At 63.4% G+C, this 24,564-nt stretch carries 23 protein-coding genes; 14 read left to right on the top strand and 9 right to left on the bottom strand.

Annotated elements, in window-relative coordinates; genetic code table 11:
• Positions 1–70 precede the first annotated feature (70 nt).
• Entirely contained in the window at positions 71–757 is a 687-nt protein-coding gene (locus BLS13_RS17165) for a FadR/GntR family transcriptional regulator (protein WP_176943653.1), read from the top strand.
• Positions 758–797: 40 nt separating this feature from the next.
• On the opposite strand, the gene BLS13_RS17160 is transcribed toward BLS13_RS17165, so the two are convergent.
• Together BLS13_RS17160 and BLS13_RS17155 are read right to left on the bottom strand one after the other, a co-directional pair.
• Positions 798–1,604: an SDR family oxidoreductase gene (locus BLS13_RS17160; RefSeq protein WP_093453961.1), complete on the bottom strand. Its 807-nt coding sequence runs from the start codon at positions 1,602–1,604 to the stop codon at positions 798–800.
• A gap of 197 nt (positions 1,605–1,801) precedes the next feature.
• On the bottom strand, positions 1,802–2,221 hold the full coding sequence (locus tag BLS13_RS17155) for a DUF2383 domain-containing protein (protein ID WP_176943652.1): 420 nt from the start codon (positions 2,219–2,221) through the stop codon (positions 1,802–1,804).
• A 269-nt stretch (positions 2,222–2,490) separates the two neighbouring features.
• On the opposite strand from BLS13_RS17155, the gene BLS13_RS17150 reads away from it, so the two are divergent.
• From BLS13_RS17150 to BLS13_RS17140, 3 genes are all read left to right on the top strand, one after another.
• Entirely contained in the window at positions 2,491–3,465 is a 975-nt protein-coding gene (locus tag BLS13_RS17150) for an ABC transporter ATP-binding protein (protein WP_093453959.1), read from the top strand.
• On the top strand, positions 3,462–4,223 hold the full coding sequence (locus tag BLS13_RS17145) for an ABC transporter permease (protein ID WP_093453957.1): 762 nt from the start codon (positions 3,462–3,464) through the stop codon (positions 4,221–4,223). Before BLS13_RS17150 ends, BLS13_RS17145 begins: the two co-directional genes overlap by 4 nt.
• Before the next feature lie 156 nt (positions 4,224–4,379).
• The gene (locus BLS13_RS17140; RefSeq protein ID WP_093453955.1) at positions 4,380–5,075 is read left to right on the top strand and encodes a CAP domain-containing protein; all 696 of its coding nucleotides are present in this window, start codon (positions 4,380–4,382) and stop codon (positions 5,073–5,075) included.
• Positions 5,076–5,094: 19 nt separating this feature from the next.
• Here BLS13_RS17140 and BLS13_RS17135 read toward each other — a convergent pair whose 3' ends face one another.
• On the bottom strand, positions 5,095–5,853 hold the full coding sequence (locus tag BLS13_RS17135; RefSeq protein ID WP_093453954.1) for a proteasome-type protease: 759 nt from the start codon (positions 5,851–5,853) through the stop codon (positions 5,095–5,097).
• 133 nt (positions 5,854–5,986) lie between these two features.
• Positions 5,987–6,151, bottom strand: a complete 165-nt coding sequence (locus BLS13_RS20775) for a DUF5818 domain-containing protein (RefSeq protein WP_156083961.1) — start codon at positions 6,149–6,151, stop codon at positions 5,987–5,989.
• Positions 6,152–6,846: 695 nt separating this feature from the next.
• Here BLS13_RS20775 and BLS13_RS17130 point away from each other — a divergent pair.
• From BLS13_RS17130 to BLS13_RS17120, 3 genes are all read left to right on the top strand, one after another.
• A complete protein-coding gene (locus BLS13_RS17130; RefSeq protein ID WP_093453952.1) occupies positions 6,847–8,709 on the top strand; it encodes a M3 family oligoendopeptidase in 1,863 nt (620 codons plus the stop codon).
• Between the two features lie 101 nt (positions 8,710–8,810).
• Positions 8,811–9,053: a DUF2171 domain-containing protein gene (locus BLS13_RS17125; protein ID WP_093453951.1), complete on the top strand. Its 243-nt coding sequence runs from the start codon at positions 8,811–8,813 to the stop codon at positions 9,051–9,053.
• Positions 9,054–9,185: 132 nt separating this feature from the next.
• Positions 9,186–9,890, top strand: coding sequence for a glutathione S-transferase N-terminal domain-containing protein (locus tag BLS13_RS17120; protein WP_093454034.1), 705 nt, complete (start codon positions 9,186–9,188; stop codon positions 9,888–9,890).
• 178 nt (positions 9,891–10,068) lie between these two features.
• On the opposite strand, the gene BLS13_RS17115 is transcribed toward BLS13_RS17120, so the two are convergent.
• Together BLS13_RS17115 and BLS13_RS17110 are read right to left on the bottom strand one after the other, a co-directional pair.
• Positions 10,069–10,830: an SDR family NAD(P)-dependent oxidoreductase gene (locus tag BLS13_RS17115; RefSeq protein WP_093453949.1), complete on the bottom strand. Its 762-nt coding sequence runs from the start codon at positions 10,828–10,830 to the stop codon at positions 10,069–10,071.
• Positions 10,831–10,996: 166 nt separating this feature from the next.
• Complete coding sequence (locus BLS13_RS17110; protein ID WP_093454033.1) at positions 10,997–12,181, bottom strand: acetyl-CoA C-acyltransferase; 1,185 nt, start codon at positions 12,179–12,181, stop codon at positions 10,997–10,999.
• A gap of 130 nt (positions 12,182–12,311) precedes the next feature.
• On the opposite strand from BLS13_RS17110, the gene BLS13_RS17105 reads away from it, so the two are divergent.
• The 5 genes from BLS13_RS17105 to BLS13_RS17085 all read left to right on the top strand — a co-directional run bounded on the left by BLS13_RS17105 (position 12,312) and on the right by BLS13_RS17085 (position 19,421).
• Complete coding sequence (locus BLS13_RS17105) at positions 12,312–12,968, top strand: TetR/AcrR family transcriptional regulator (RefSeq protein ID WP_093453948.1); 657 nt, start codon at positions 12,312–12,314, stop codon at positions 12,966–12,968.
• Positions 12,969–13,096: 128 nt separating this feature from the next.
• Positions 13,097–14,464, top strand: a complete 1,368-nt coding sequence (locus BLS13_RS17100) for a TolC family protein (protein WP_093453946.1) — start codon at positions 13,097–13,099, stop codon at positions 14,462–14,464.
• Between the two features lie 140 nt (positions 14,465–14,604).
• Positions 14,605–15,399 (top strand): efflux RND transporter periplasmic adaptor subunit, encoded by a 795-nt coding sequence (locus BLS13_RS20770; protein ID WP_176943651.1) that lies wholly within the window; start codon positions 14,605–14,607, stop codon positions 15,397–15,399.
• Between the two features lie 8 nt (positions 15,400–15,407).
• Entirely contained in the window at positions 15,408–18,485 is a 3,078-nt protein-coding gene (locus tag BLS13_RS17090) for an efflux RND transporter permease subunit (protein ID WP_093453943.1), read from the top strand.
• A 63-nt stretch (positions 18,486–18,548) separates the two neighbouring features.
• Positions 18,549–19,421, top strand: a complete 873-nt coding sequence (locus tag BLS13_RS17085) for a KPN_02809 family neutral zinc metallopeptidase (RefSeq protein WP_093453942.1) — start codon at positions 18,549–18,551, stop codon at positions 19,419–19,421.
• Positions 19,422–19,475: 54 nt separating this feature from the next.
• Here the strand turns inward: BLS13_RS17085 and BLS13_RS17080 are convergent, their stop codons facing one another.
• A complete protein-coding gene (locus tag BLS13_RS17080) occupies positions 19,476–19,916 on the bottom strand; it encodes a hypothetical protein (RefSeq protein ID WP_093453940.1) in 441 nt (146 codons plus the stop codon).
• Between the two features lie 481 nt (positions 19,917–20,397).
• Between BLS13_RS17080 and BLS13_RS17075 the strand changes: the two genes are divergently transcribed.
• Together BLS13_RS17075 and BLS13_RS17070 are read left to right on the top strand one after the other, a co-directional pair.
• Positions 20,398–20,973 (top strand): DUF4331 family protein, encoded by a 576-nt coding sequence (locus BLS13_RS17075; RefSeq protein WP_176943650.1) that lies wholly within the window; start codon positions 20,398–20,400, stop codon positions 20,971–20,973.
• Complete coding sequence (locus BLS13_RS17070) at positions 20,973–21,680, top strand: DUF4331 family protein (protein ID WP_093453937.1); 708 nt, start codon at positions 20,973–20,975, stop codon at positions 21,678–21,680. Before BLS13_RS17075 ends, BLS13_RS17070 begins: the two co-directional genes overlap by 1 nt.
• Before the next feature lie 4 nt (positions 21,681–21,684).
• On the opposite strand, the gene BLS13_RS17065 is transcribed toward BLS13_RS17070, so the two are convergent.
• Positions 21,685–22,944 carry a HupE/UreJ family protein gene (locus BLS13_RS17065; protein WP_176943649.1) on the bottom strand — a complete coding sequence of 420 codons (1,260 nt, stop codon included), beginning with the start codon at positions 22,942–22,944 and terminating at the stop codon, positions 21,685–21,687.
• Entirely contained in the window at positions 22,941–24,407 is a 1,467-nt protein-coding gene (locus BLS13_RS20765; protein ID WP_176943648.1) for a tetratricopeptide repeat protein, read from the bottom strand. The genes BLS13_RS17065 and BLS13_RS20765 overlap by 4 nt, the downstream gene beginning before the upstream one ends.
• Between the last annotated feature and the right edge of the window lie 157 nt (positions 24,408–24,564).

Genomic DNA, 24,564 nt, shown 5'->3' with positions numbered 1-24,564 from the left:
GCTGGCCTCAGCCGAACGGGCATCGGGAAGCCCGACGCGGGTATTGCGCAGTCATCGCATTGCCGAACTGATGGCGGCCGACATCCGAAAACGTATTCTGGATCGCGATCTTCTGGTGACGCACACACTTCCGCCGGAAGCGGAACTGATGGTGCAATATGGCGTGTCGCGGCCCACCTTGCGCGAAGCATTGCGACTGCTTGAGGCCGAGCAACTGATCGTGATACGCCGTGGCGGCAAGGGCGGCGCGATCATCCAGCAACCCAGTCTTGACGGCGCGGCCCGCCAATTTGGCTTCCTCCTCAACTATCGCGGGGTTACCCTGGGCGATCTTCATCACGCCCGGACGATCATCGAGCCGCCGGCGCTGGCCAGTCTAGCGCTCACGGCAAAGCCCGATCAGCTTGTCGAACTCAAACGGGAATTGAATGAAGCGACCCACGCCATCGGCGACCAGAACCGCCATCGTTCGGTGCTCGGTGCGATACGCGAGCGCATGGTCGAACTCACCGGCACCACCACAACCACGATGATCATGCGGCTTTTGCAGCATGTGCAGGATCATCAGACAACGGGATTCCCGACCGATCGTAACGGCAAGCTGCAAGTCCTCAGCCAAAAGGCCCATGAACGGATGGTGGACCTGATTGCCACCGGAGATGCCGCGGTTGCCGAATCCTATTGGCGCGGACATCTTTTGGAAGGGCGTCAGTATTTCGGGCAACGGAACGCGAAACAACTGGTTGCCGGGATCTGACGCCAACACCGCTGTCAGATCCCGGCGGCCAGTGCAGGAATTACTCGACCCGCTCTGCAGCCGAAAAAGCACCCGCCAGCGCCTGCCAACGTACCTCGATTTCCGGCCAGGCATCGGGGTGCGTGATGATATAGGGCAGATTGCGCGCGATGCCGTCGATGGTGATTTCGCCGACTTCGGCGGGATCCATTCCCCCCTGCGGCGCGCCTGCCGGCCGGCCGGTTTCGAGCTTCGCTTTGCGCGCTGGCATGCCGAGTCGCGTGGTATTGCGGCCGAGATTCGACGTTACCAGCCCCGGGCAAAGCGTCGATACGCCGATACCATGCGGCTCCATCTCGGTACGCAGCCCCTCCCCCAACGCAACGATCGCGAATTTCGAAGCGGTATAGGTACCGATCCGCGGCACCTGGCCGGTGACGAGACCGGTCACCGATGCGGTGATGACGATATGGCCCGTTCCGCGCGCGCGCATGTCCCCGGCAAAGGCCGATATGGCATTGAAAACGCCGCCGACGTTGATTGCCATGATAAGATCGAATGTTTCGGGCCTGGCATCCGCGAGCAACTCGCCGTCCGGGCCGATCCCGGCATTGGCCACCAATATGTCCACCGGCCCGAACGCCGCCTCGGCCTTCGCCTTTGCAAAGCTCCAGGCCGAACGGTCGCGCACGTCCAGCACCTGCCCGCGTGCGCCGGGCCGCGCGGCAACGACCGCCTGGAGAGCCTCTTCGTCGACATCGGTAATCGTGACGGGAATACCGCGCTTCAGCAGTGCATCCGCTATCCCCAGGCCGATCCCGCTCGCACCGCCCGTAACAAAGGCATGCCTCGCCCCCGACACATCCATGGTCGCTCTCCCTGATCTTGTTTTCACACATCTTCTAGCGCCCATCGTGCAGGTCGCAACCTCATAAGCCGCGAGGATCGGGCAAATGTGAACGCCGCCACCCGATTGCGCATTGCTGCAGATTTGTTCAGGGCTGACATGGCGGAAAGGGCGCTTTTCAGGCCGGAAAGACACCGTAAGTTTTGCCGGCGTTGCCGCTACCAATCGCCGCCGAGATTGCGATGAGTAAGTTCAGCCTCCAATTCCTGAAACATGATGTAGCCATCGCTCACGGACTTATATTCGTGCTCGATCACCGCTCTGGTCCGCTCGCTGATGTCGCGATGGTTCAGCAGTTCTTCGAACGAAGCGACGGACTTTTCCTCGGCGCGATTGAACAGGCCGATGATGATCGCCTCATTGGCGAAAAGGCGGTGAAGAATACGGCCGATTACGCGCCTTGCCAGCGCCATAAAAGTGCCCCGGAGCGGAGGTCGATGCCCGAGCGACCGCAATAAGCTCTGGAAACGGGTTGCGACCAATCTCCGCTCGCTCGCCCGCTGCTCGAGCACGGCGTAATAGGAAAAATTGCGCGCTTCGCTCGCGGCCACCTCGAAGGCGATCGCGCTATCGATCATCTTCCTGGTTACCCCGATTAGGAGACCAATCACCGCAGGATGCTCGCGTTGCTCGCCCATATCGTTGGAAACCTCTCCTCGCGTTCATATTAAATTCCCGGAGGCCAACAAATATGGTGTTTCCCGATCTGGACATTCGGGTGAGCGATGAAGAACCAGAGTGACACGGAGGGCTCTTCATAGAGGCAACCAGCGACGATCATGCGCCGCGTGCACGATGCACCAGCTTCCCACTGGCAAAATCGCCGTGACATGCCCATCATGGCAGAATGGCATCATCAACATCCGAAGCGTCGGTCCCTGAATCCGCCGCCCCCGACTCCATTGTTTCGATCACCGGGCTCGAAAAGACCTACAAGGGCGGCCACCATGCGCTCAAGTCGGTGGATCTCGAGATCCGGCGTGGCGAGATCTTCGCGCTGCTCGGCCCCAACGGCGCGGGCAAGACCACGTTGATCGGTATCGTCTGCGGCCTGGTCCGCGCCAGTGCCGGTACGGTGATCGCCGACGGCCACGACATCGCCCATGATTATCGCGCCGCACGCGCGAAAATCGGGCTGGTGCCGCAGGAACTCTCCACCGACATGTTCGAAACCGTGTGGCATTCGGTCAACTTCAGCCGCGGGCTGTTCGGCAAACCCCGCGACCATGCCCGCGTCGAACAGGTGCTGCGCGCGCTTTCGCTGTGGGAGAAGCGCAACAGCAAGATCGGCACGCTTTCGGGCGGCATGAAGCGGCGCGTGCTGATCGCCAAGGCGCTGTCGCACGATCCGACGATCCTGTTCCTCGACGAACCGACCGCCGGCGTCGATGTCGAATTGCGCCGCGACATGTGGGAAATGGTCCGCGCTTTGCGCGACCAGGGGGTCACCATCATCCTCACCACGCACTATATCGAGGAGGCAGAGGAGATGGCCGATCGCATCGGCGTGATCGACGAAGGCAAACTTATCCTCGTCGAGGAAAAGGCGATATTGATGCGGAAGTTCGGCCGCACGCGCGTCACGATCGGCCTAAAAGAGCCGCTCGCTGTCCTGCCGCCCGAACTCGTCGACAGCAGGGTGAAGCTGGCGGACGATGGCCATTCGCTGCTGATCACCCTGATGGGCGAAGGCGATGGCCAGGCCGGCGCCGCCGATTTCGTCAAGAAGCTCGGCGCCTCGGGAATTGATTTTCGTTCGATCGAAACCGCGCGATCGTCGCTCGAGGATATTTTCGTAGGGCTGGTGGGCAAACGGCCATGAACATGCACGCTGTACGGGCCATCTACGCGGCCGAACTCGGCCGCTCGCTCCGGACCCTGTTCCAGAGCCTTGCATCGCCGGTCATCTCCACCTCGCTCTATTTTATCGTGTTCGGATCGGCAATCGGATCGCGGATGCAGACGATCGACGGCGTACCCTACGGTGCCTTCATCGTGCCGGGCCTGATCATGCTCGCCTTGCTCACAGAAAGCACCGCCAACGCCTCGTTCGGTATCTACATGCCGCGCTTTTCTGGGACGATCTATGAACTGCTGTCGGCGCCGGTCTCGGCGATCGAGGCGCTGATGGGCTATGTCGGCGCGGCGGCGACGAAATCGGTGATCCTCGGCCTGATCATCCTCGGCACCGCGCGGCTGTTCGTACCGTTCGAAATATTGCATCCGGTATGGGCGGCAGCCTTCCTGATCCTGATCTCGATCAGTTTCAGCCTGTTCGGCTTCATCCTGGGGCTATGGGCCGACGGCTTCGAAAAGCTTCAGATCGTGCCGATCATGATCATCACGCCGCTGACCTTTCTGGGCGGCACCTTCTATTCGATCACGATGCTGCCGGCGACATGGCAGGCGATCGCGATGTTCAATCCGATCGTGTATCTGGTGAACGGGTTTCGCTGGGCGTTTTACGGGCAGTCCGATGTCGGCGTGATGCTGAGTCTGGGGATGATCCTGCTGTTCATGGCAGTGTGCGTGGCGATCATTACCTGGGTCTTCAAAACGGGATGGCGGTTGCGGACCTGAGGGGGCTGCGCCACCGTCGACCGCATGTTGCGCACGCTTCGTCAGCGAGCGCAACATGAAGCGCTTCGGGCCTCGTCCTAGGCCCTATCCGTTCATCCCCTGCTCATCAAAAACCCGTCACGCCCGGCGGCATTCTCCCTTCCCCGCCGAGGCCCGATGCCGCACCGCCTGTCGCTTCCTTTTCTGGCGGTCTCCGTTCTGGTCGCGCCCCAGACCGCCATCGCCCAATCGCGCGACACGGAAGTGCTCGATGAGATCAACTACGCGCGCACTCATCCGCAGGATTATGCCGACGAACTTCGCCAGTATCGCGACATGTTCGAAGGCAGGATTGCCTATCTGCCCGGCGAACCTGATGGGCGGACGACGCGTGAGGGTGTGCGGGCGGTCGATGAGGCGATCGCCTTCCTCGAACGGCAGCCCCCGCTACCCCCGCTCGATCCGGCCGACCTGCTGGCGCAGGCGGCCGCCGATCAGGCCGATGATCAGGGGCGCAGCGGGCGGATCGGCCATGTCGGATCGGGCGGACGCACCATCGGCCAGCGCGTGCAGCGGCGCGGCGGCGGCATCTACGTGTCCGAAACGATTTCCTACGGCTATAGCGATCCACGCGATGTCGTCCGGCAGCTGATCGTCGACGATGGCGTGGCGACCCGCGGCCACCGCGCGATCCTGTTTGCGTCCTGGTTGCGATATGCCGGCGTCGGCTGCGGCCAACATCCGGTCTATACCTATATGTGCGTCGTCGATTTCAGCCAGACACAGGACGGCCGACCAATCGCTCCGCTGTCACACGACGCGGACGAACGATATGATCCGCGCGCCGGCGGCACGGGCGCATCGCCGCGCTGAAGCCCGCTCCCAGCCGGCCTCAGCCGTCGGCCGACGCGGTCATGAATGGCGGATCGGGGATCGCCGCCCGGCTTTCGTTGAGCAGCATCGACCAGCGCGACGACAGATTCTGGAAATAAGGATCGTCCACCTCGATCCGCCGACGGATGACGAGCGCCTTGGGATCCGCCGGCATCACCATGATGTCGAACGGCAGCCCCACCGACAGATCCGATCGAATCGTCGAATCGAACGAGAGCAGACCCACTTTCACCGCCTCGTCGAGCGAGGATTCATAGGTCATCGTCCGGTCGAGGATCGGCTTGCCATATTGAGTGGCGCCAATCTGGAAGAAGGGGCTGTCAGGCTGGCATTCGATGAAATTGCCGGCATCGTAAACCAGGAACAACTTGATCGGCCCCGTGCCGATGCGGCCGGCGACCAGCAGCGAGATGCCGGCGCTGACCCCGGCCGCATATAGCGCCGGCTTGATCTCCCGCCCCGCACTCATCACCGCCTCGCCTACCAGTTGCGCCACGCGGAACATCGTCGGCATATGTTCCACCTTGCGGGGCTGCTCATCGTCGCCGACCGGCGGCAAACCTTCGTGGAGCATGCCGAGCACCGATTGGGTGACCGAAAGATTGCCCGCGCTTGCCGCGAAGATCAGCCGATCCTCGGTATCGGCCAGTACGTGAAGCTTGCGATAGGTGGAGATATTGTCGATCCCCGCATTGGTTCGGGTATCGCAGATCATGATCAGGCCGGCGCGCAGCGATATGCCGATACAATAGGTCATCCCGGTTCCTTTCCCCCCGCCGGCTCTGATCCGGTCGGTTCACGCATGTTACCGGTGACGGGATAGGCCCGTGACAGGGCGCCCGTCCAGCCTTTCGCCCCGATCAAAAATACGGAGGAAAGCGGCAGGGTCGTCAGGCGGGGCCGACCGCCTCGACCGAGATGAAGTCGGGCTGAAAACGCACCCCCTGAACGCGCACCTGCGCTTCGATCAGGTGCATGGGAATCCGGTCCATTTCGAGCCAGATATCGCAGCCGTCGCTTTGACGCAGCGCGAAGCATCCGCTCTTGTTGATCAAACGGCCTTCCGCAACGCAACGAGCGGGCACGGCCGCGAGGGGCGATGGTATAGCGGAAACTGAAATGCTCTCGATCACGGACGGCCTCCAAGTCTTCGCTTCAGCGCCATCCCCTCCTGCCATCACGATAACCATAAGACGGCGTTAGGCAATGGCTTTGTTTGGCCGGCCGCCATTTCATCGGCCCCGCGCGCGATCATTTGCTCACCACTGCCGAGCGAACTGGACTTGCCACCTATGATCGCGATCGCCCGATCTTCTGTCAAAATACGGGAAAATTCACTGCGATCATCCCCGAACGATTATTTCGACTCTTATTTGCACGTGCAGCAAATATGCCATGTAATATATTGCACTGCAACGATTGTCTTCTGATTTTATAGTTGAACGTAACTGTAATTATGCTGTATATTGATTTGGCTGCGGTCGAAACAAGTTCCAAGGAATTGGGCAGGCCGGAGAGTGATGTTTTGGTGAGGAGCCAGACGTGCTCGTCGATCGCAGCACCAGCCGGTAGCCTTTCAGGGGCGCGTATTTCCCCCATCGCGCCCCTGATCTTGCAGCAAGCGAACATGCATCCTCTCTGCTATGAGTCTATTAGGCGGCAAATCGATGGCACATCGCCAAACAGACTCTGACGCTTTCTCCCCGCGGCGATCATGCGTATGAACGGCGCAACACGGGGAGAAGAGGATATGATCGATATGAGCCGGCGTGACGTTATGCTTTCCACAGCCGCCATGGGCGCGGTTGCGCTTGCGGGCGATGCAGCCAAAGCGGCGGATGCCACCCCTGCCGGCGCCGCCTGGGATCTGACCGACCTCTATCCGAACGATGCCGCCTGGACGGCGGAGCGCGACGCCATCACGGCGCGCCTGCCTGCGCTGGCGCAGTGGCAGGGCAAGCTTGGCGAGAGCGCCGCGATCCTGAAGGCCGCGTTCCAGGCGGTTTCCGATCTCGGGCTGAAGATGGCGCGGCTCTACAGCTATGCCAGCCTCAAGGCCGATGAAGATCTGAAGATCGCCCCCAATCAGGAACGGCGCCAGCTTGCGCAGGATCTCTATACGAAGTTCGGCGAAAGCACGGCCTGGATCAATCCCGAGATCCTGACGGTCGGCAAGGCGAAGATCGAAACCTTCCTGGCCGCCGATCCCGGCCTTGCCCGCTTCCGATTCCAGCTTGAAGATACGCTTCGCCAGGCGCCCCACACGCTGTCGGCCGATGGCGAGGCCCTGCTTGCCGGCACCGCCGCACCGCTCGCTGGCCCGGGCGATATTCGCTCGCAGCTGGTCGCATCGGATATTCCACGGCCCGAAGTGACATTGTCCGACGGCCGCAAGGTCCGACTCGATGATCAGGGCTATACGCTCCACCGCGCGGCGCCCAACCGCGACGATCGCAAACTGGTATTCGACAAATTCTGGGGCAGTTATCACAGCTTCGAAAGCTCGCTGGGCGCGGCCTTGCTGTCGCAGGTCAAGGGCGAGATGTTCACCGCCAGGGCCCGCAAATTCCCAAGCGCGCTGGCATCGGCGCTGAGCGGCCCCAACCTGCCTGAATCCGTCTATCGCACCCTGATCGCCGAAACCAATCACGGCCTACCGGTGTTGCACCGCTATTTCGAATTGCGGCGCAAGATGCTCAAGCTGCCCGATATCGCTTATTACGACATCTATCCCTCACTGGTGAGCCTCGACCGCAGCTTCTCGCTCGACGAAATGCGAGCGCTCACGATCGAGGCGGTCAAGCCGCTAGGCAAGGCTTATGGCGCGGCCTTCGCGAAGGCGACCGGCGCGAAGTGGATGGACCCGCGCCCACGGCCGGGCAAGGCATCGGGCGCCTATATGAACGGCTCGGTCTATGACGTGCATCCCTATCTCCTGCTCAATCTGTCGGACAAATATGACGGGATGAGCACCTATGCGCATGAATGGGGCCATGCGATGCACACCCTGCTCGCCAATGCCGCTCAGCCTTTCGAAACCGCCGGCTATCCCACATTCACGGCGGAGATCGCCTCGACCTGCCAAGAGCTGCTGCTCGCCAAATATATGCTGGCCCATGCGAAGACGAAGGAGGAAAAGCTCTTCTACCTCGGCCAGATGATGGAAAATTATCGCGGCACCTTCTTCCGCCAGGCGATGTTCGCCGAATTCCAGCTCGCGATCCACGATCTGGCCGAAAAAGGCGAAGGCCTGTCCGGCGAACGCTTTACCGCCATCTATCTCGATGTGCTGAAGAAATATCATGGGCCGAAGATGATCGTCGATCCGGCCTATGCGATCGAATGGGCCTATATCCCGCACTTCTTTTATGGCTTCTACGTGTTCCAATATGCTACTTCGATCACCTCGGCGGTCTATTTCGCGGACAAGGTGCTGCACGGCACCGCCGCGGACCGGGAAAATTATCTGTCAGTGCTCAAGGCCGGCGGATCGGACTATGGCTATGATATTTTGAAGCATGCCGGCCTCGATATGGCGGCGGCGGGTCCCTATCAGGTGCTTGTTGCCGATTTCGCAAGCGTCCTCGACCAGGCCGAAGCGCTGATCGGCTGAAATCACTCGGTTCATCCTGTTCGGGCCGATGGCTCCGACCTCGCTGCGACTTATCCCGCCGCGCCGCGTTGGCCACCCGTAACCCGAACAGGAGATGAATCATGGCCGATACTTCGCAGATCAAGGAACATATGGACGTCATCGGTGCGGATGGCGTCCATGTTGGCACGGTCGATCATATCGATGGCAATCGGATCAAGCTCACAAAAGCGGATAGCGGGCAAGGCAGCCACAAGGGCCACCATCACTATATATCCTCGGGCCTGATCGCCGAGGTCGAAGGTGACAAGGTCCGCCTCTCGGCTAATGCCGATGTCGCGATCACGTTCGAGGAAGAGAAATAACCCTCGCCCGATAACGGATCGGGAGCCGCCGCGGCTTATCGTGGCGACTCCCGGCTCGCAATATCACCTGCCGGACGTTGTGCGGCGCGCACGCGCGCCTATGTGATCGGCAACGCCATCACGGAGCCGACGATGTCCACCCTTGCTGCCTTCCCGATCACGAAACGCTGGCCGGCCCAACACCCCGATCGGCTCCAGCTCTATTCGCTCAACACCCCCAACGGCGTGAAGGCGTCGATCATGCTGGAGGAGGTCGGACTGCCCTACGAACCGCACTTGATCGACATCATGAAGAACGAAAGCTGGCTCCCCGAATATCTGGCGCTCAATCCGAACGGCAAGATCCCGGCGATCATCGATCCCGATGGCCCCGGTGGAAAGCCATTCTGCCTGTTTGAATCCGGCGCTATCCTGCTCTATCTGGCGGAAAAGACCGGCAAGCTGCTGCCCGCCGATCCGGCGCTCCGTTATGAGACGATCCAGTGGGTGTTCTTCCAGATGGCAGCGGTTGGCCCGATGTTCGGGCAGGTCGGCTTCTTCCACAAATTCGCCGGCCGCGACTATGAGGACAAGCGCCCGCGCGATCGTTACGCCACGGAATCGAAGCGGCTGCTGGGTGTGCTGGAGGGGCGGCTCGACGGGCGGACATGGATGATGGGCGAAGACTATACGATCGCCGACATCTCGCTGCTGGGCTGGGTGCGCAACCTCGTCGGCTTTTACGAGGCCGCCGAACTCGTCGACTATGCCGCGCTCAGCAACGTCCCCGCCTGGCTGGACCGTTGCCTCTTGCGGCCCGCCGTCCAGCGCGGGCTGGAGATTCCGTCGCGGGGGTGATCAAATTCCTCCCAGAGCTTGCTCGGGGAGGTGGCAGCGCGAAGCGCTGACGGAGGGGTCGGCGGGACAATTCAATATCTACAACGTCGGGGATGATAGTTCGGGACTACCCCTCCACCACCCGCTGCGCGGGCGGTCCCCCTCCCCGAGCAAGCTCGAGGAGGGATTTTTAGAACTCTTACCGCGGCGCCATCCGGATCGCGCCGTCCAGGCGGATCACCTCGCCGTTGAGCATCGGGTTGCGCAGGATGCTGTCGACCAGCATCGCATATTCGCTGGGATCGCCGAGCCGGCTCGGATGCGGCACCTGCTGGCCGAGCGAATCCTGCGCCGCCTGTGGCAGACCCTTCATCATCGGCGTCATGAAGATGCCGGGCGCGATCGTCATCACCCGGATCTTGTGCTGGGCGAGGTCGCGCGCTGCGCACAAAGTGAGGCCGACGACACCCGCCTTGGACGAGGCATAGGCCGCCTGCCCGACCTGGCCGTCATACGCCGCGACCGACGCGGTGTTGACGATCACCCCGCGCTCCTCGCCCACCAGTTCGGACGGAATCAGCCGTGCGGCGAACTTGGACAGGACGTTGAACGTGCCGATCAGGTTGATCTCGATCACCTTGCGGTAAAGATCGAGCGAGTGCGGCTGCCCATCCTTGCCGACGACGCGGGCGGGCGGGGCGATACCGGCGCAATTGACGAGGATGCGTGCAACGCCGTGCCGGCTTTCGGCTTCTTCAAGCCCCGCGGCAACGCTCGCATCATCGGCGACATTGACCGACACAAAATGGCCGCCGATCGCCTGCGCCGTTGCGGTGCCTGTTGCTTCATTGAGATCAAAAATCGTCACCTTCGCGCCCTGCGCCGCCAGCATCGTCGCGGTGGCCTCCCCCAGACCCGAAGCCCCGCCGGTAACAATAGCGGCCAAACCATTGATTTTCATATGATGTCCCTTTCAGGTTCGTTAGAGCCAGCGCTGCCCCCACCCACATCGTCACCCTGAACTTGTTTCAGGGTCCACTGTCCCACTAGCGCAGCGGCTTGTGGCCTGGTGGATGCTGAAACAAGTTCAGCATGACGGGTGTGTGGAAGCTGCCCGCGGCCAAACTTCAGACCAGTTCGACCGCCATCGCCGTTGCTTCGCCGCCGCCGATGCAGAGGCTGGCCACACCGCGTTTCAGTCCACGCGCCTCCAGCGCCCCCAGCAACGTCGCAATGATCCGCACACCCGACGCGCCGATCGGATGGCCGAGAGCGGTTGCGCCACCGTTGACGTTGAGTTTCTCGGCCGGAATGCCAAGCTCCCTGGCCGCAATCATCGCGACGACCGCGAACGCCTCGTTGACCTCGAACAGATCGACATCGGCAACGCTCCATCCCGCCTTGTCGAGCAGTTTGCGGATCGCCGGCACAGGCGCGGTGGTGAACAGGTTCGGCTCATGCGCATGCGCGCTGCACGCTACGACCTTCGCCACCACCGACATGCCCAGCTTCTCGGCCACGCTCGCGCGCGTCATCACCAGAGCCGCCGCACCGTCCGAGATCGACGAAGCGTTGGCGGCCGTCACAGTGCCGCCGGTCACGAAGGCCGGCTTGAGCGTGGGGATTTTCTCCGGGCGCGCCTTGCCCGGCTGCTCATCGGTATCGATCACGACATCGCCACCGCGGCCCGCTATCGTGACCGGCGCGATCTCGCGGACGAACGCGCCGCTGGCGATCGCCGCCTTGGCACGGCCGAGCGATGCCAGCGCATATTCGTCCTGCTCGGCGCGGGTGAACTGATAATCCTGCGCGCTCTGATCGGCAAACACGCCCATCAGTTTGCCGGGATCATAGGCATCCTCAAGCCCGTCGAGATACATCGAATCCTTGATCACATCATGGCCCATGCGCGCGCCGCCGCGATGCTTCGGCATCAGATAGGGCGCGTTGGTCATGCTCTCCATGCCACCGGCGACGACGACGTCGACCGCGCCCGATGCCAGAGCTTCGCTCGCCATGATCGCCGCCTGCATGGCCGATCCGCACATCTTGTTGACTGTCGTCGCCTCGACCGACAGCGGCAGCCCGGCGCCGAGCGCGGCCTGCCGTGCCGGCGCCTGGCCGAGGCCACCGGGCAGCACGCAGCCCATATAGATGCGATCGATGTTCACACCGTCGCCACCGGCACGGTCAACGGCTGCGCGGACCGCGGTCGCGCCGAGATGGACCGCAGAAACATTGGCGAAATCGCCCTGAAAGCCACCCATCGGTGTACGAGCATAAGAAGCAATTACAACAGGATCTTCCATGATCTTCATATCCTTGCAAAGCATGGGCGATCACCACGCGCTGCCGCTTGGTGAGGGCCATCTAACCCATCAGTTAATATCTTACCGATGAGTAGTTGTCGTCGACACCGGCCTATGTCAAGCTGTCCGGGCAATGAAAGCTGCCACCCACGCCGCCACATCACCCTCCCCCTTCCGAACGGCCCAGGAGCGTTCCGAGGATCGCGAAGCCAAGCGGCAGGCATTGCTGGTGGCGGCGGTGCGGATGTTCAACCTGCGCGGCTTTCATGCGACGTCGCTCGACGATGTCGCCGCCAGCCTGGGGGTGACCAAACCGGTCATCTACCATTATCTCGGCAATAAGGATCGGGTGCTACTCGAGTGCGTCCGCATCGGGCTCGATCAATTGCACGCCGAAGCCGATGCGGCGCATGCGCGCGACGGAACCGGGCTCGATCGGCTCAAGATCTTCCTGCGCCGCTACGCCGAAGTGACCATGCACGATTTCGGGCGCTGCATGGTGCGAACCGGCGACGAGGCGCTGTCCGAAGACAGCCGGCGCCAGTTCCGCGCGATGAAACGCCGGATCGATCAGGCGTTGCGCGGCTTGCTTGAAGATGCGGTCGCCGACGGATCGGCGCGGATCGAAGATGTGCGCCTGACCGCCTTCACCATCGCGGGTGCGCTCAACTGGCCGGCACGCTGGTATGATGAGGGTGGACCGCAGTCGGCCGAAGTGATCGCGGCGAAGATGGTCGATATTCTGTGCGCCGGCATCGCCTCGGATCGGGATTGCCCGGGCGGCGATTGAACGCTGGCACATGACTGTTGTTTCGCTATCGGCATGCCGTCATAGCTCTGTCGCAAATCCGCTGTAATGCGCCGCCACGGTTCGAACGAACAAGACGGCCGCATTATAGCATTTCACGCGCAGGCCGAATGTCCCCAGCTTATCGCCGCCATTGCCTGATCGCCGTGCCGCTGCTGTTCAGCGTGGCGGGGTGCGTACATTATCGGCCGCAGCCGCTCGCGCCAGCCGACATCGCCGAAGCGATCGATCGCCGCACCATGCCGCCACTGCCGGGCGGTATCGCCAACGAATCCAGCCTGCTCGCGGTCGCCCTGATCCACGCGCCCTCGCTCCGCGATGCGGCCGGCGCGTATCGGAACGCGGTCGCGGCGGCGAGGGCGTCGCGCGTGCGCCCGCTCGGCACGCTCACCTTGTCGGCCGAATATTCGCACCAGGACAATCCCCGCAAGCCGTGGCTCGGCGGCACGGTACTCGATCTGCCGCTCGATATCGGCGGCCGGCGATCGACGCGCATCGATGCCGCCGATCTCGCGATCATGCAGGCCCGCTACGATTATCTCGAAGCACTGTGGCAGACCCGCTCGGCGATCCACCGCGCGCTGGTCGATTGGCGGGCGGCCGATGCCGAAACCGCGCTTGATGAAGAAGCGGTTGCTATCCGGCGCGAGCGCGAGGCAAGGCTCGTCCGGCGCGTGGCGGCCGGCGAAGATCCGCAATCGATCGCCCTCGCCGCCCGCACCGATCGCATCGCCAGCGAACGCCGCGTTGCCGACGTGCAGGCACGCAGGAAGCAGACGATCGGCAGCCTCGCCAGAGCGATCGGCATGCCGCCTACCGCCGTCGGCACGATGATCATTGCTCCCGAAGCCGATCTGCCGCCCCCTGCCCCCGCCGCGATTGCCGAATGGCGCCGCGACGCCGCCTTAGCCCGTCCGGACGTGCTGCGCGCGATCGTCGACTATGATCTGGCCGAAGGCACGGTGAAGACCGAAATCGCCAAACAATATCCCGAAATTCATATCGGGCCGGGCTATATTTACGAGCGCGGACTCACCAAGCTGCCGTTCAACATTGGCCTCGTGCTGCCGCCATCCGATTTCAATCGCGCCGCGATCCGCGAGGCGGAGGCGCGCCGCGCCGCCGCGGGAACACGGATCGAAGGAATTCAAGCCGGCATATTGGCCGATGTCGACAAGGCCTCGACCGCGCTGCAGGGCGCGTTCGATGAGGTACGCCGGGCCGAGCAACAGGATCTCCCGATTGCCGAGCGCAGTCTCGATCAGGCGCAGCGCGGGTTCAGGGCCGGCGAAACCGATCGTACCGACGAACTCGCCGCGCGCGGCGCGCTGGTCGACACCCGCATCGCCATCGCCGAGGCCCGGCGACAGGCGCGGATCGCCCGCGCCGATCTGGACGATGCCGCCCGTCCGCCGCTCGACCCGGCGGAATCCGCTCTCTTCACACAGGCGATGCATGCGCTGGAGACGTCACAATGATCCGCTTCAGACGATCGGGTAAGCCCCGTATTCTAACATCGCCGCTCCTGCTTCTCCTGGCCATTGCCGCCCCTGCCTCCGCCATCACGCTCGATCCCGCGATACAGCGTCGTCTCGGTATCCTTACGACTTCTCTCAAAATGACTAAGCAAGACTCTGACTTATCAAGCTTTGCGCATGTCATCGATCCGGTGCCGCTGGTCACGCTCGACAGCGATCTCGCGACCGCCGCCGCCAATGCCGCGGCCTCGCAGGCCGAAGCGGCCCGCACCCGCACATTGGCCGCCGCGGATGCCACGGTCGCGCGGAAGGTCTCCGAAGCCGCGACAGCGCAGGCGCGGGGTGACGCGGCCAAAGTCGCGCTGCTGCGGCGTCGGCTTGCCCTTGAATGGGGCAGCGGCATAGCCCGGAGCTCGGACGGCGAACGGCACCGGTTGATCGAGGGCATCGTCGCTGGTCGTACCGCCTTGCTGCGCATCGATAGCCCGGATGCGGTCGGGTGGCGGAACGTGCGCGCCGCGATGCTCGATCTCGGAACCATGGGCACCGTGCCGGTCCGGATGCTCGGGCCGGCCCGGATCGTCGATCCCGGACAAGCCGCGGCGGGGCGGATCGCGCTCGTCAGCGGGCGCGCTGCGGCCGAACTCGCGGTTGGCATGACGATTCCGGTGGAGTTGAAGACCGGCGATGCGCCTGCAGGGGTGACGATCCCCGCGGCCGCGATCCTCCGGTCCGGCGGGGCTAGCTGGGCCTATGTCCGCAGCGGCACCAACCGCTTCGATCGACGGAGGCTGGTGGCGCCGATCGCCACCCAAGGCGGCCTGTTCGTGACGCAGGGCTTTGCCGCCGGCGAAGCGGTCGTCATCCGCGGCGGCGCTCAGCTTTTCACCGCCGAACATGCCACCGCCAAGTCCGCAGCCGGCGACACGGACTGATCGCGGTCATGCTCACCGCCCTCGTCCGCTGGTCGCTTTCCTATCCCCGCCTGCTGGTGTTCGCCGGACTGCTTTTCCTCGCTTATGGCGGCATCAAACTCGCGGATGCGCGGTTCGACGTGTTCCCCGAATTCGTGCCGGCGCAGGCCGATGTGCAGACCGAGGCGCCGGGGCTTACCGCCGAGCAGGTCGAGCAACTGGTGACGCGGCCGATCGAACAGGCCGTCAACGGCGCGGCCGGGGTGGCAATGGTCCGATCGGAATCGATCCAGGGCCTGTCGGTCGTCAATATCAGCTTCGCCGAGGGCGCCGATCCGTTTCGCGCGCGGCAGGTGGTCAGCGAGAGCCTGGCCGAAGTGGCGGCCACCCTCCCCGCCGGGGTCGACGCGCCGAAAGTCGCGCCGCTCACCTCGTCGACGATGGATCTGCTCAAGGTCGGCTTCACGAGTGACAGGCTCAGCCCGGCCGCACTGCGCGACACCATCCAATATGTCGTGCGTCCGCGGATGCTCGCCGTGCCGGGCGTCGCGCGGGCCACGCTCTACGGCGGCGTCATCTCGCGGATCGAGGTCAGGGTCGATCCGCGCGCACTGGCGGCGCGCGGGATCGGCTTTGCCGACGTCATCGCCGCGGTGAAGAGCGCGACCGGCGTGATCGGCGGCGGCTATATCGATACGCCGCAACAGCGCATCCTGATCGAGACCCGCGGGCAGGCGCGCGGCCCCGCCGACATCGCCGCCACCCAGGTGGCCAATCATGCCGGCACGATCACGCGGATCGGCGATATCGCTTCGGTGATGGCGGGCCCTTCCCCCGATATTGGCGGCGCGATCATCATGGGCAAGCCCGGCGTGCTGATCAGCATGTCCAGCCAATATGGCGCCAACACGCTGGCGACGACCCATGCTGTCGAACGCGCGCTGGCCGAACTGGAGCCGGCGCTCGCGGCGCGCGGAGTTAACGTCCAGCATGGCCTTCATCGGCCCGCCAATTTCATCGAAACGGCGCTGATCAACATTGCCTGGGATCTGCTGATCGGTGCGCTGCTGATCGCCATCGTCCTGTTCCTGTTCATGCGCGATCTGCGGACCGTATTGATCTCCTTCATCAGCATCCCCTTGTCGCTGGTGGCGGCGGTCACGGTGCTGAGCGGGCTCGGCTATACGATCAACACGATGACGCTGGGCGGCCTTGCCGTCGCGCTGGGCGTGATCGTCGACGATGCGGTGATCGACGTCGAAAATATCGTTCGCCGGCTGCGCGGCGCCGCGGCAGGCGTGCCGCCGGTCCGTACGATCCTGCTGGCGTCGATCGAGGTGCGCGCGCCGGTGATCTACGCGACGCTGGTGGTGGCGGCCGTCCTCGTGCCGGTACTGCTGCTGCACGGCCTGCAAGGCGCGTTCTTCAGTCCCTTGGCCGCGGCCTTCATCCTCGCAACCATGGCGTCGCTATGTGTTGCGATCATCGTCACACCGGCGCTCAGCCTGCTGCTGCTCGGCAAAGTCGAGCTTCCACCCGAACCCGCGCTGCTGGGTCGCGCCAAGAACGCCCACGCCCAGTGGCTCCGCCGAGTCTGCGAGCGCCCCCGCGCGGCTTTCGCGATCTCCGGCGCCGCCATACTCGCCGCGCTCATCGGGTTGCTACTGTTCGGCGGCGAACTGCTGCCCGCCTTCAAGGAAGGCCATTTCGTGCTAGCTGTCTCCGCCCAGCCCGGCACGTCGCTCCGCGTGATGGAAGATTATGGCCGGAATATCACCCGCGACCTGCTGGCAATCCCCGGCGTCGACACTGTCGAGCAGCAGGTCGGCCGCGCGCAGGGGGGCGAGGACAATTGGGGCACCGAGCGCAGCGAATTCCATGTCGAACTGAAAGCCGGCCTGTCGGGCAGCGAGCAGGATCGTATCGAGGCGAACATCCATACCGTGCTCGACAGCTATCCGGGGCTCAACACCGAAGTGCTGACCTTCCTCGGCGATCGCATCGGCGAATCGCTGACCGGCGAAACCGCCGCATTGGCGATCGGCATTTATGGCGCCGATCTCGACACGCTCGATCGGGTCGCGGGCGAGGTTGCAGTTGTGCTCAAGACGATCCCCGGGGCCACCGACGTCCAGCTCAAGACCCCGCCGAGTACGCCGGTCGTCCGCGTCGATCTCGATCTGCCGAAGCTCGCGCAATTTGGCCTGTCCGCCACCGAGGCGCTGGCGACCGTCCAGACCGCCTATCAGGGCGCGGCCACCACCCAGATCTACACCGATGATCGCGCGACCGACGTTGCCGTGACGATCCCGCCCGAACTGCGCGGCAGCCCCGAAAGTGTCGGCCGGCTGCTGCTACGCTCGTCGGCGGGCATCACAGTCGCGCTCGGCCGGGTCGCGCACGTCTATCTGGCCGAGGGACGAACCAGCATCGCCCATGTCGGGGGCCGCGCGCAGCAGACGGTAACGGCCAACCCCGATCCGTCGCAGGTCGCCCGCGTCACCGATGCCGCGCGGCAATCGATCGCGGCGAAGGTCAAGCTGCCGCCGGGCGTCTATCTCGAATTTAGCGGCACCGCGGAGGGCGCGGTCGCCGCGCGCAACGACATCCTCGCCAATGGTGCGATGGCCGCGGCCGGCGTCATCGCGCTTCTGGTCATCGCGTTCGGCAACGGTCGCTCGGCGGCGTTGATCATGGGCGCGGCTCCCATGGCGCTGGTCGGCGGCGTGGCGGCGGTGGCGCTGACCGGTGCGACGCTGTCGCTCGGTGCGCTGGTGGGCTTCGTCACGCTGTTCGGCATCGCCGCCCGCAACGCGATCCTGCTGGTCGCCCATGTCGAACAGCTCGTTTCGGAAGAGGGGCGGCCCTGGTCCCTCGATACGCTGTTGCTGGCAACGCGCGAGCGGGTGACGCCGATCCTGATGACCGCGCTCGTCACCGCGCTCGGCCTGCTGCCGCTGGCGATCGGCACGGGCGAAACCGGGCGCGAGATCCAGGGGCCGATGTCGATCGTCATCCTCGGTGGCCTGATCAGTTCGACCGCGATGAGCCTGCTGGTATTGCCGCCGCTGATGTGGCGCTATTGGCGGCCGCAAACGACGGCCTGATCGCCAGACAGGGCAACCAATGCCCGACAAATGCATTGTCTCCCGACAAGCCCGGAGCAGCAGATGCGGTTGGATGACGAACAGGAAAGCAGCAATTTCGAGGTTCGCTCCGGCGAAGGTGGCGGCGGGTTCGGCCTTCCGATCGGCATGGCGTTCGGCCGCGGCGGTATCGGCTGCGGCGGAATCATCATCGTCGCGATCCTCGGCCTGATTTTCGGAGTCAATCCGCTGCAGCTTTTCGGCGGAACCGACAATGGATCGCCGGGCGGATTTCAGGGGCCCGCCCCGACCGAACAGGCCGACCGCACGTTGAGCCCGGTCGAACATACATCGCTCAAAGTGCTCGGCTCTACCGAGCGGGTGTGGGGCGCGCTGTTTGAGCAGGCCGGTTCGCATTATGCACCGACGACCTTGGTATTTTATCCCGGCGGCACGCGATCGGGCTGTGGCTTCGCCAAATCGGCGATGGGTCCATTTTACTGCCCGAACGACGACCGCATCTTTCTCGACACGAGCTTTTTCGACGAACTCAAAACGCGCTTCGGCGCGCCCGGAGACTTTGCCCAGGCCTATGTGATCGCCCATGAAGTCGGCCACCATGTCCAAGATCTCAACGGCCTGCTCGACAAGGTTCGCGCTCAGGAGGCGGGGCTCGACGAGCGTGGCGCCAATGCGCTGCAGGTGAACGTGGAGCTACAAGCCGATTGCTACGCTGGCGTCTGGGCCGCCAACGACAAGAACCTCCTCGAGCCTGGAGATGCCGAGGCCGGTCTGCGCGCGGCCGCGGCTGTGGGGGATGACACGATACAGAAGGCCAGCCAGGGCTATGTCGTACCCGAAGGCTTCACCCATGGTTCCGCGGCGCAGCGACAGCACTGGCTCAAAGTCGGCCTCGACAGCGGCGACCCTGCGAAATGCGATACATTTGGCGATTGAGCGCGTGCCTTGAATCGCGCGAATGAGCGCTCTCAAACGACACTCTCAACTACATCAGCCTTTGGCCGCCGCCGCTGCAGCCTTCTTTGCCTGATCCGCTGCCTTCTTGAGACGGATTGCCGAGAGGCCGGAGAGCTTCAAGGCCGCTTCATTTTCAGGATCGATCGCAAGAACCGCATCGAACGATTCCTTGGCCGACGCTATATTCTCGTCCTTCAAATCCGCCCGCCCTTTGGCCAGGAGTGCCTTGATCTCGGGCGAAATAGGAGCGGGTTTGGAAGACGGCGCGGTAGCGGCCGGCGAGACTGGCTCCGCCACCACCGGCTTGGGAGTCGCAGCAGGCTCCGCAGCCTTGGGAACTGGCGCGAAAGCCTTTGGCGCCGTCGGCACCGGGGTGGGCTTGCTGGCGGGTGGGGCGACTGTCGCTCCGGAAAGGCCCAGCATCGATTTAATTCGCTGAATCAGGCTCATATTCATTCCTTCGCCATCGATCATGCCGGAACTGCAGCAGCAGTTCCGCACTGCCACTCTTATCGTCGATATGTTGACGCATCGCAACATAAGCGAAACCCGCGCGCCACTGTAGCCGAGGAAGAACCTTCGCACGTCGCCATTGGGTCCAACGAGGCGGCGGATACGGGCCACGCCGGGCTTTAAGAGGGCGTCCCGAAGAGGGCGTCCCGGTAAATTTTACCGACCACGGACGAGACTTCACCTCAATAAGCGGCATTCGCGGCGGCGGCTCTCCAAAAAATGTAGATTTGAAGCGATTGTTGCTTCTATGTCATGCAATCAAGATTGCTCGATCTGTCATCATTCTCGTCGATTGTGACAAGAATCACGGTTGATGGGGTTGATACCGTGTAGTTTGGCGGAAAATCCGGGAGATGTTATGCCACGACTATACCAGGGATTCTTACTCGGCGGCGTTGTTGCGCTATCATTGGCATCCGGATTATTGGTAGGCGGACGACAGGTGCGGGCGGCCGATCACCTCGATCCACCGGCGCGAACCGATCCCGCGGTCGATCTGACCCCCGACAAGGCAGCGGACATCACCGACGTCTATGCCTGGCACACCGATACCAGCCTTATCATCGCTCTGAACTTTGCGGGGCCGCAGGCCACCAATCTGCCGGGCGCCTATGATCGCGACGTCTTGTACACGATCAATATTTCCAACGATGCCAATCCGACGACCTCCGAATTCCCGATCGAAATCCGTTTCGGGCAGGATGGCACCTCGACCGGCGTGCAGATCAAGGGCGCGCCGGGCACGACCGGTCCGATTGTCGGCCCCGTCGAGACCGATCTGCAGAAGGATGGCGTCCTCGCTCATGCCGGGCTCCTCGACGACCCCTTCTTTTTCGATCTGCAAGGCTTCCGGGCAACAAAATCGACCGGAAAATTGTCGTTCGACAATACGCGGAATTTCTTCGCCGGACAGAATCTGACCTCGGTCGTGCTGCAAATCCCGCGCGCTGCCGTGGAGAATGGCACGAATCCGATCCGGATCTGGGCAACCAGCGCGCGCTTCGGAGGGCAACTCTGATGGCTACCAAGATTCGCACGCTCTCCGCGGGCATCACCCTGGGCGCGATGGTGTTGTTGACCGGATGCGGGGGCGGCGACTCGCCGGCCTCTTCATCGCAAAGCAGCAGTGCCGTGAGCGCTACGCCGGTTGGCGGCACGACCGTCACCACCGAGGAGTTCAACGTTCAACGCTGCCTGCAGCAGCAGGTGGCGCCGGGTGTCACTGTCGCCAACCTCGTCGTGCCCGACACGCTGACGATCCACCTCGATCAGCCATCGGGTTTCCCGAACGGGCGCCGCCTCACGGATCCGGTGATCGATCTCACGCTGGCGGCGATCCTGCTCGATCTCACCAAGCAACCGGTAACCACTCTGGTCGATCTTCAGTTGAATCCCGAAGCGAACGATTTGCCGTTCCGCACGACGTTCCCTTATCTGGCGGCGGCGCAGGGCAACCCGCCAACGACATCGGGACCGGGGCGCAACTATAATTTCCGGACCGATCCGGCATCGGCCTATGTCCGGGTCGATCGGATGGGCATGCCGGCGGTCGCGACGGCGTTGATCCGTTCCGCGCAGAAGACCGCCTATAACGATGCCAGCCCCTCCGACGACGTGAACTTCAAATTCCTCGCCGAAATCACGGCGGACCTGACCGAGTTCACCGATCAGATCGGCGACCAGTTGACGGCGAAGGGCCTGTCGCTCTGCGCGACAAAGAACTGATGGGTTAGGCGGCCGCCATTGTGCGGCGGTCGCCGACCACCATCGCCAGCGTCAGCACGATCAGCCCGCCCAACACCCATAAGGCGTGGCCCAGCCCCGAATCGATCGCGCGCCCGACGAAATTGTCGACCCCGAACACCCGCTCGACGATCCAGGCCAGCGCCGCGATACCCGCCAGCGCAGCGCAGGTCGCGCGAAAGATCGGATAGAATCGCGTTCTGGCCATCACGATCAGCGCCGGCGAGACGATCGCGACGACCATGATCTGCACCAGCTCGATCCCGATATTGAACCCCAGGATCGACTGCGTCTTCTGGATCGGCTCAAGCCCGAACCGGCCGATCAGGGTGGCGAAGGCCAGCCCGTGCACCAATCCGAAGCTGCCGGCGATCAGCGACTCGCGGCCCGCGAAGATCGGCCGCCATGCGTGAAAGGCCGACACCAGAATCGAAACGGCGATCATCACCTCGACCGGCTGAGCTGGCAATTTCCAGCCGAAGAATGCGCCACCGATCAGGGTCAGCGAATGGCCTACGGTAAAGGCGCTCACCACGGCCAGCAGGCGATATGCGGTGCGACGGAGCCCGCCATAGCCGCCCCAGCGCCGCCCGACCGCGATCACCGGCGCCGGCAGCAACAGCGCGAACAGGAACAGCAGATGATCGTGCCCCCGTGCGATATGGTGCACACCCAGGCCGATCGCCGACACGAAGCCCCGCCATGCACTGCCAGGGCCACGATCGATGCGAATCGCCATATTGCCTTGCTGCAACGCGCCCAGCATTTCCGGTCGGTCGCTGAGATGGCCGCTATCGGAATCGGTACGTACCAGCAGCAGCACGAAATGGTTGGGGATACGGTCGATGATACCGGAATATCGCAGATCGAAGCGCCGCAACGGGGCCAGCGCTGGTGGCGTGAGGGTGATTTGCGCGACAATGTCGGTCGATGATCCGTCATGCGACAAGCCGATTTGATCGATCCTGACCGACCATCCCCGCCCGTCCGGCGCCCGCACCGCCAGATGCGCGGCGAGATAGGCCGACAGCATCTTCACTTCGGCCCCACCCAGCCCGCCGTCGGGATGCGCAAGCGCGATCCCGGTCGCATAACTCAACTCGCTCGCCGGCATGACCAGATCGGCCACGACTTTCGTTCGCCCAAAGGCCAGCCCGATTTCCGAATTGGGCGTGAAATGGGCAGATGCGACACTTGCCCCGAAGGCCAGCAGCAACCCCGCAATGGCGGCACGAAGCGCGATCAATGCCCGAACCAGATCAGCGCCGCCTCGCGATCGAAGCTGCGGGGGTTGATCGCCAGCGCTTTTTGTCGTTCGGCATCGGCATCCTCGGTCTGTCCCAGCAGCAAATGGGCCTGCGCGGCCACGATATGCTGGTCCGCCGATACCCATGCCGATCGCAGGACCGGATCGATGATCCGCAGCGCATCGGCCGGGCGATTGGCCCCGATATAGGCCCAGGCAAGCGCGATCGCGGTGACGCCATAGGGTCGGGCTTTGTAATCCAACCGGGCAAGCTCCAGCGCGCGATCCGGATTGCCGAACGCCAGCTCATGTTCGACGGCATGGCCATAAGCGGCCTCCGGCAACTGGTCGAGCCTGCGCGCCCAGATCTGCCCGGCCTGATCGGCCCAGAAGGTGGCGCGTGCGGCATCGCCCTGCGCGCGATAGAGGCCGGCCAATGCATCCATCACTTCGGGCACGCTGCTGCGGCGCGCAATCGCCTCATATTGCCGGGCCGCCTGTTCGCGTTTCCCCGCCATCGCCAGCATCTGCGCAAGATGCGCCTGGATCAGCCAGGATCCCGGAAAGATTGCATCGGCCCGCCGGAAATAGTCCGTCGCCTTGCCCCATTCGCCGCGCTGCAATTCGATCGATCCGCGCAGCAAGGCGAGGTTTGAGAGAACCTGGGCGGTCGGGAACTTGATGCCAGCTTCCATGCTATCGATCGCCGCGAGCGCCTCGTCCGGCGCACCCGTCCTCGACAGATAGACCGCCATCCGGAACGAGCCTTCGGCAAAGCCCCTTCCCTGCCGATAAAGGCGCAGCGCTTCAGCATATTGGCCCCGGTAGAAAGCCAGATCGCCGCGCATCGCGACCGCCTCGTCATGGACCTCATGCTGACCCATGACCGAATAATGATCGATCGCATCCAGCGCGGCGCTGGTCTGCGCCAGCCGGTGCAGATTGAAGGCGAGCACGGCCTGAGTCAGGTGCGGGCCGGTGCCCGGTGCCGCCGTCGCGAACGCCTTGTCCAGCGCGGCTTGTGCCGTGGCATAATCGTCGAACGAGCCTGTCAACCGCGCTCGGCCGATATAGGCGTTGGCAAGCCGTTCCTGCATCAGCCATTCGCCGCCCCGGGCATCCGCCAGCCCCCGATCGCCCGCGATGATCAGGTCAATATCATGCAGCGCTGCCTTATAGCTTTGCGGCGCACCGCTGCTGGCGACAACGGGGCGATGGCGATGAAGCGATGCAAGCTTCGGCGCGAACTGATCGAGCAAGGCAACGATCAGGATCGCTATCAGCGCAAGACCGAGCCAATATATTCGTCGCCTGGAAAAAGCCCGCGCCTGAATATCGCCCTCCCCGGTCCGCCTATTCGGCTTCTGCCTTAAGCGAACCGCCGCCTCAAGGCCATGCCATTGCCAGGCGAGGGCTCGTACCCGACCGTTGCCCATTCCCCACAGCCGACCACTGTCTGGCATCGCATCGCTACAAAGCGACGATAGCATATCGACAGACGCAGCCAGATATGGTGCGAAGGCGAATGACCGATCGCCCTGTCACCCCATTGCTCGACACCATATCCGTTCCGGCGGATCTGCGGATGCTCAAGGCATCGCAGTTGCGGCAGCTGGCGGA

The sequence above is a fragment of the Sphingomonas sp. YR710 genome, from assembly GCF_900101455.1.
Classification (GTDB): domain Bacteria; phylum Pseudomonadota; class Alphaproteobacteria; order Sphingomonadales; family Sphingomonadaceae; genus Rhizorhabdus.
Note: the sequence above shows the minus strand (reverse complement) of the source record. Positions and strands in the feature narration are given on the sequence as shown.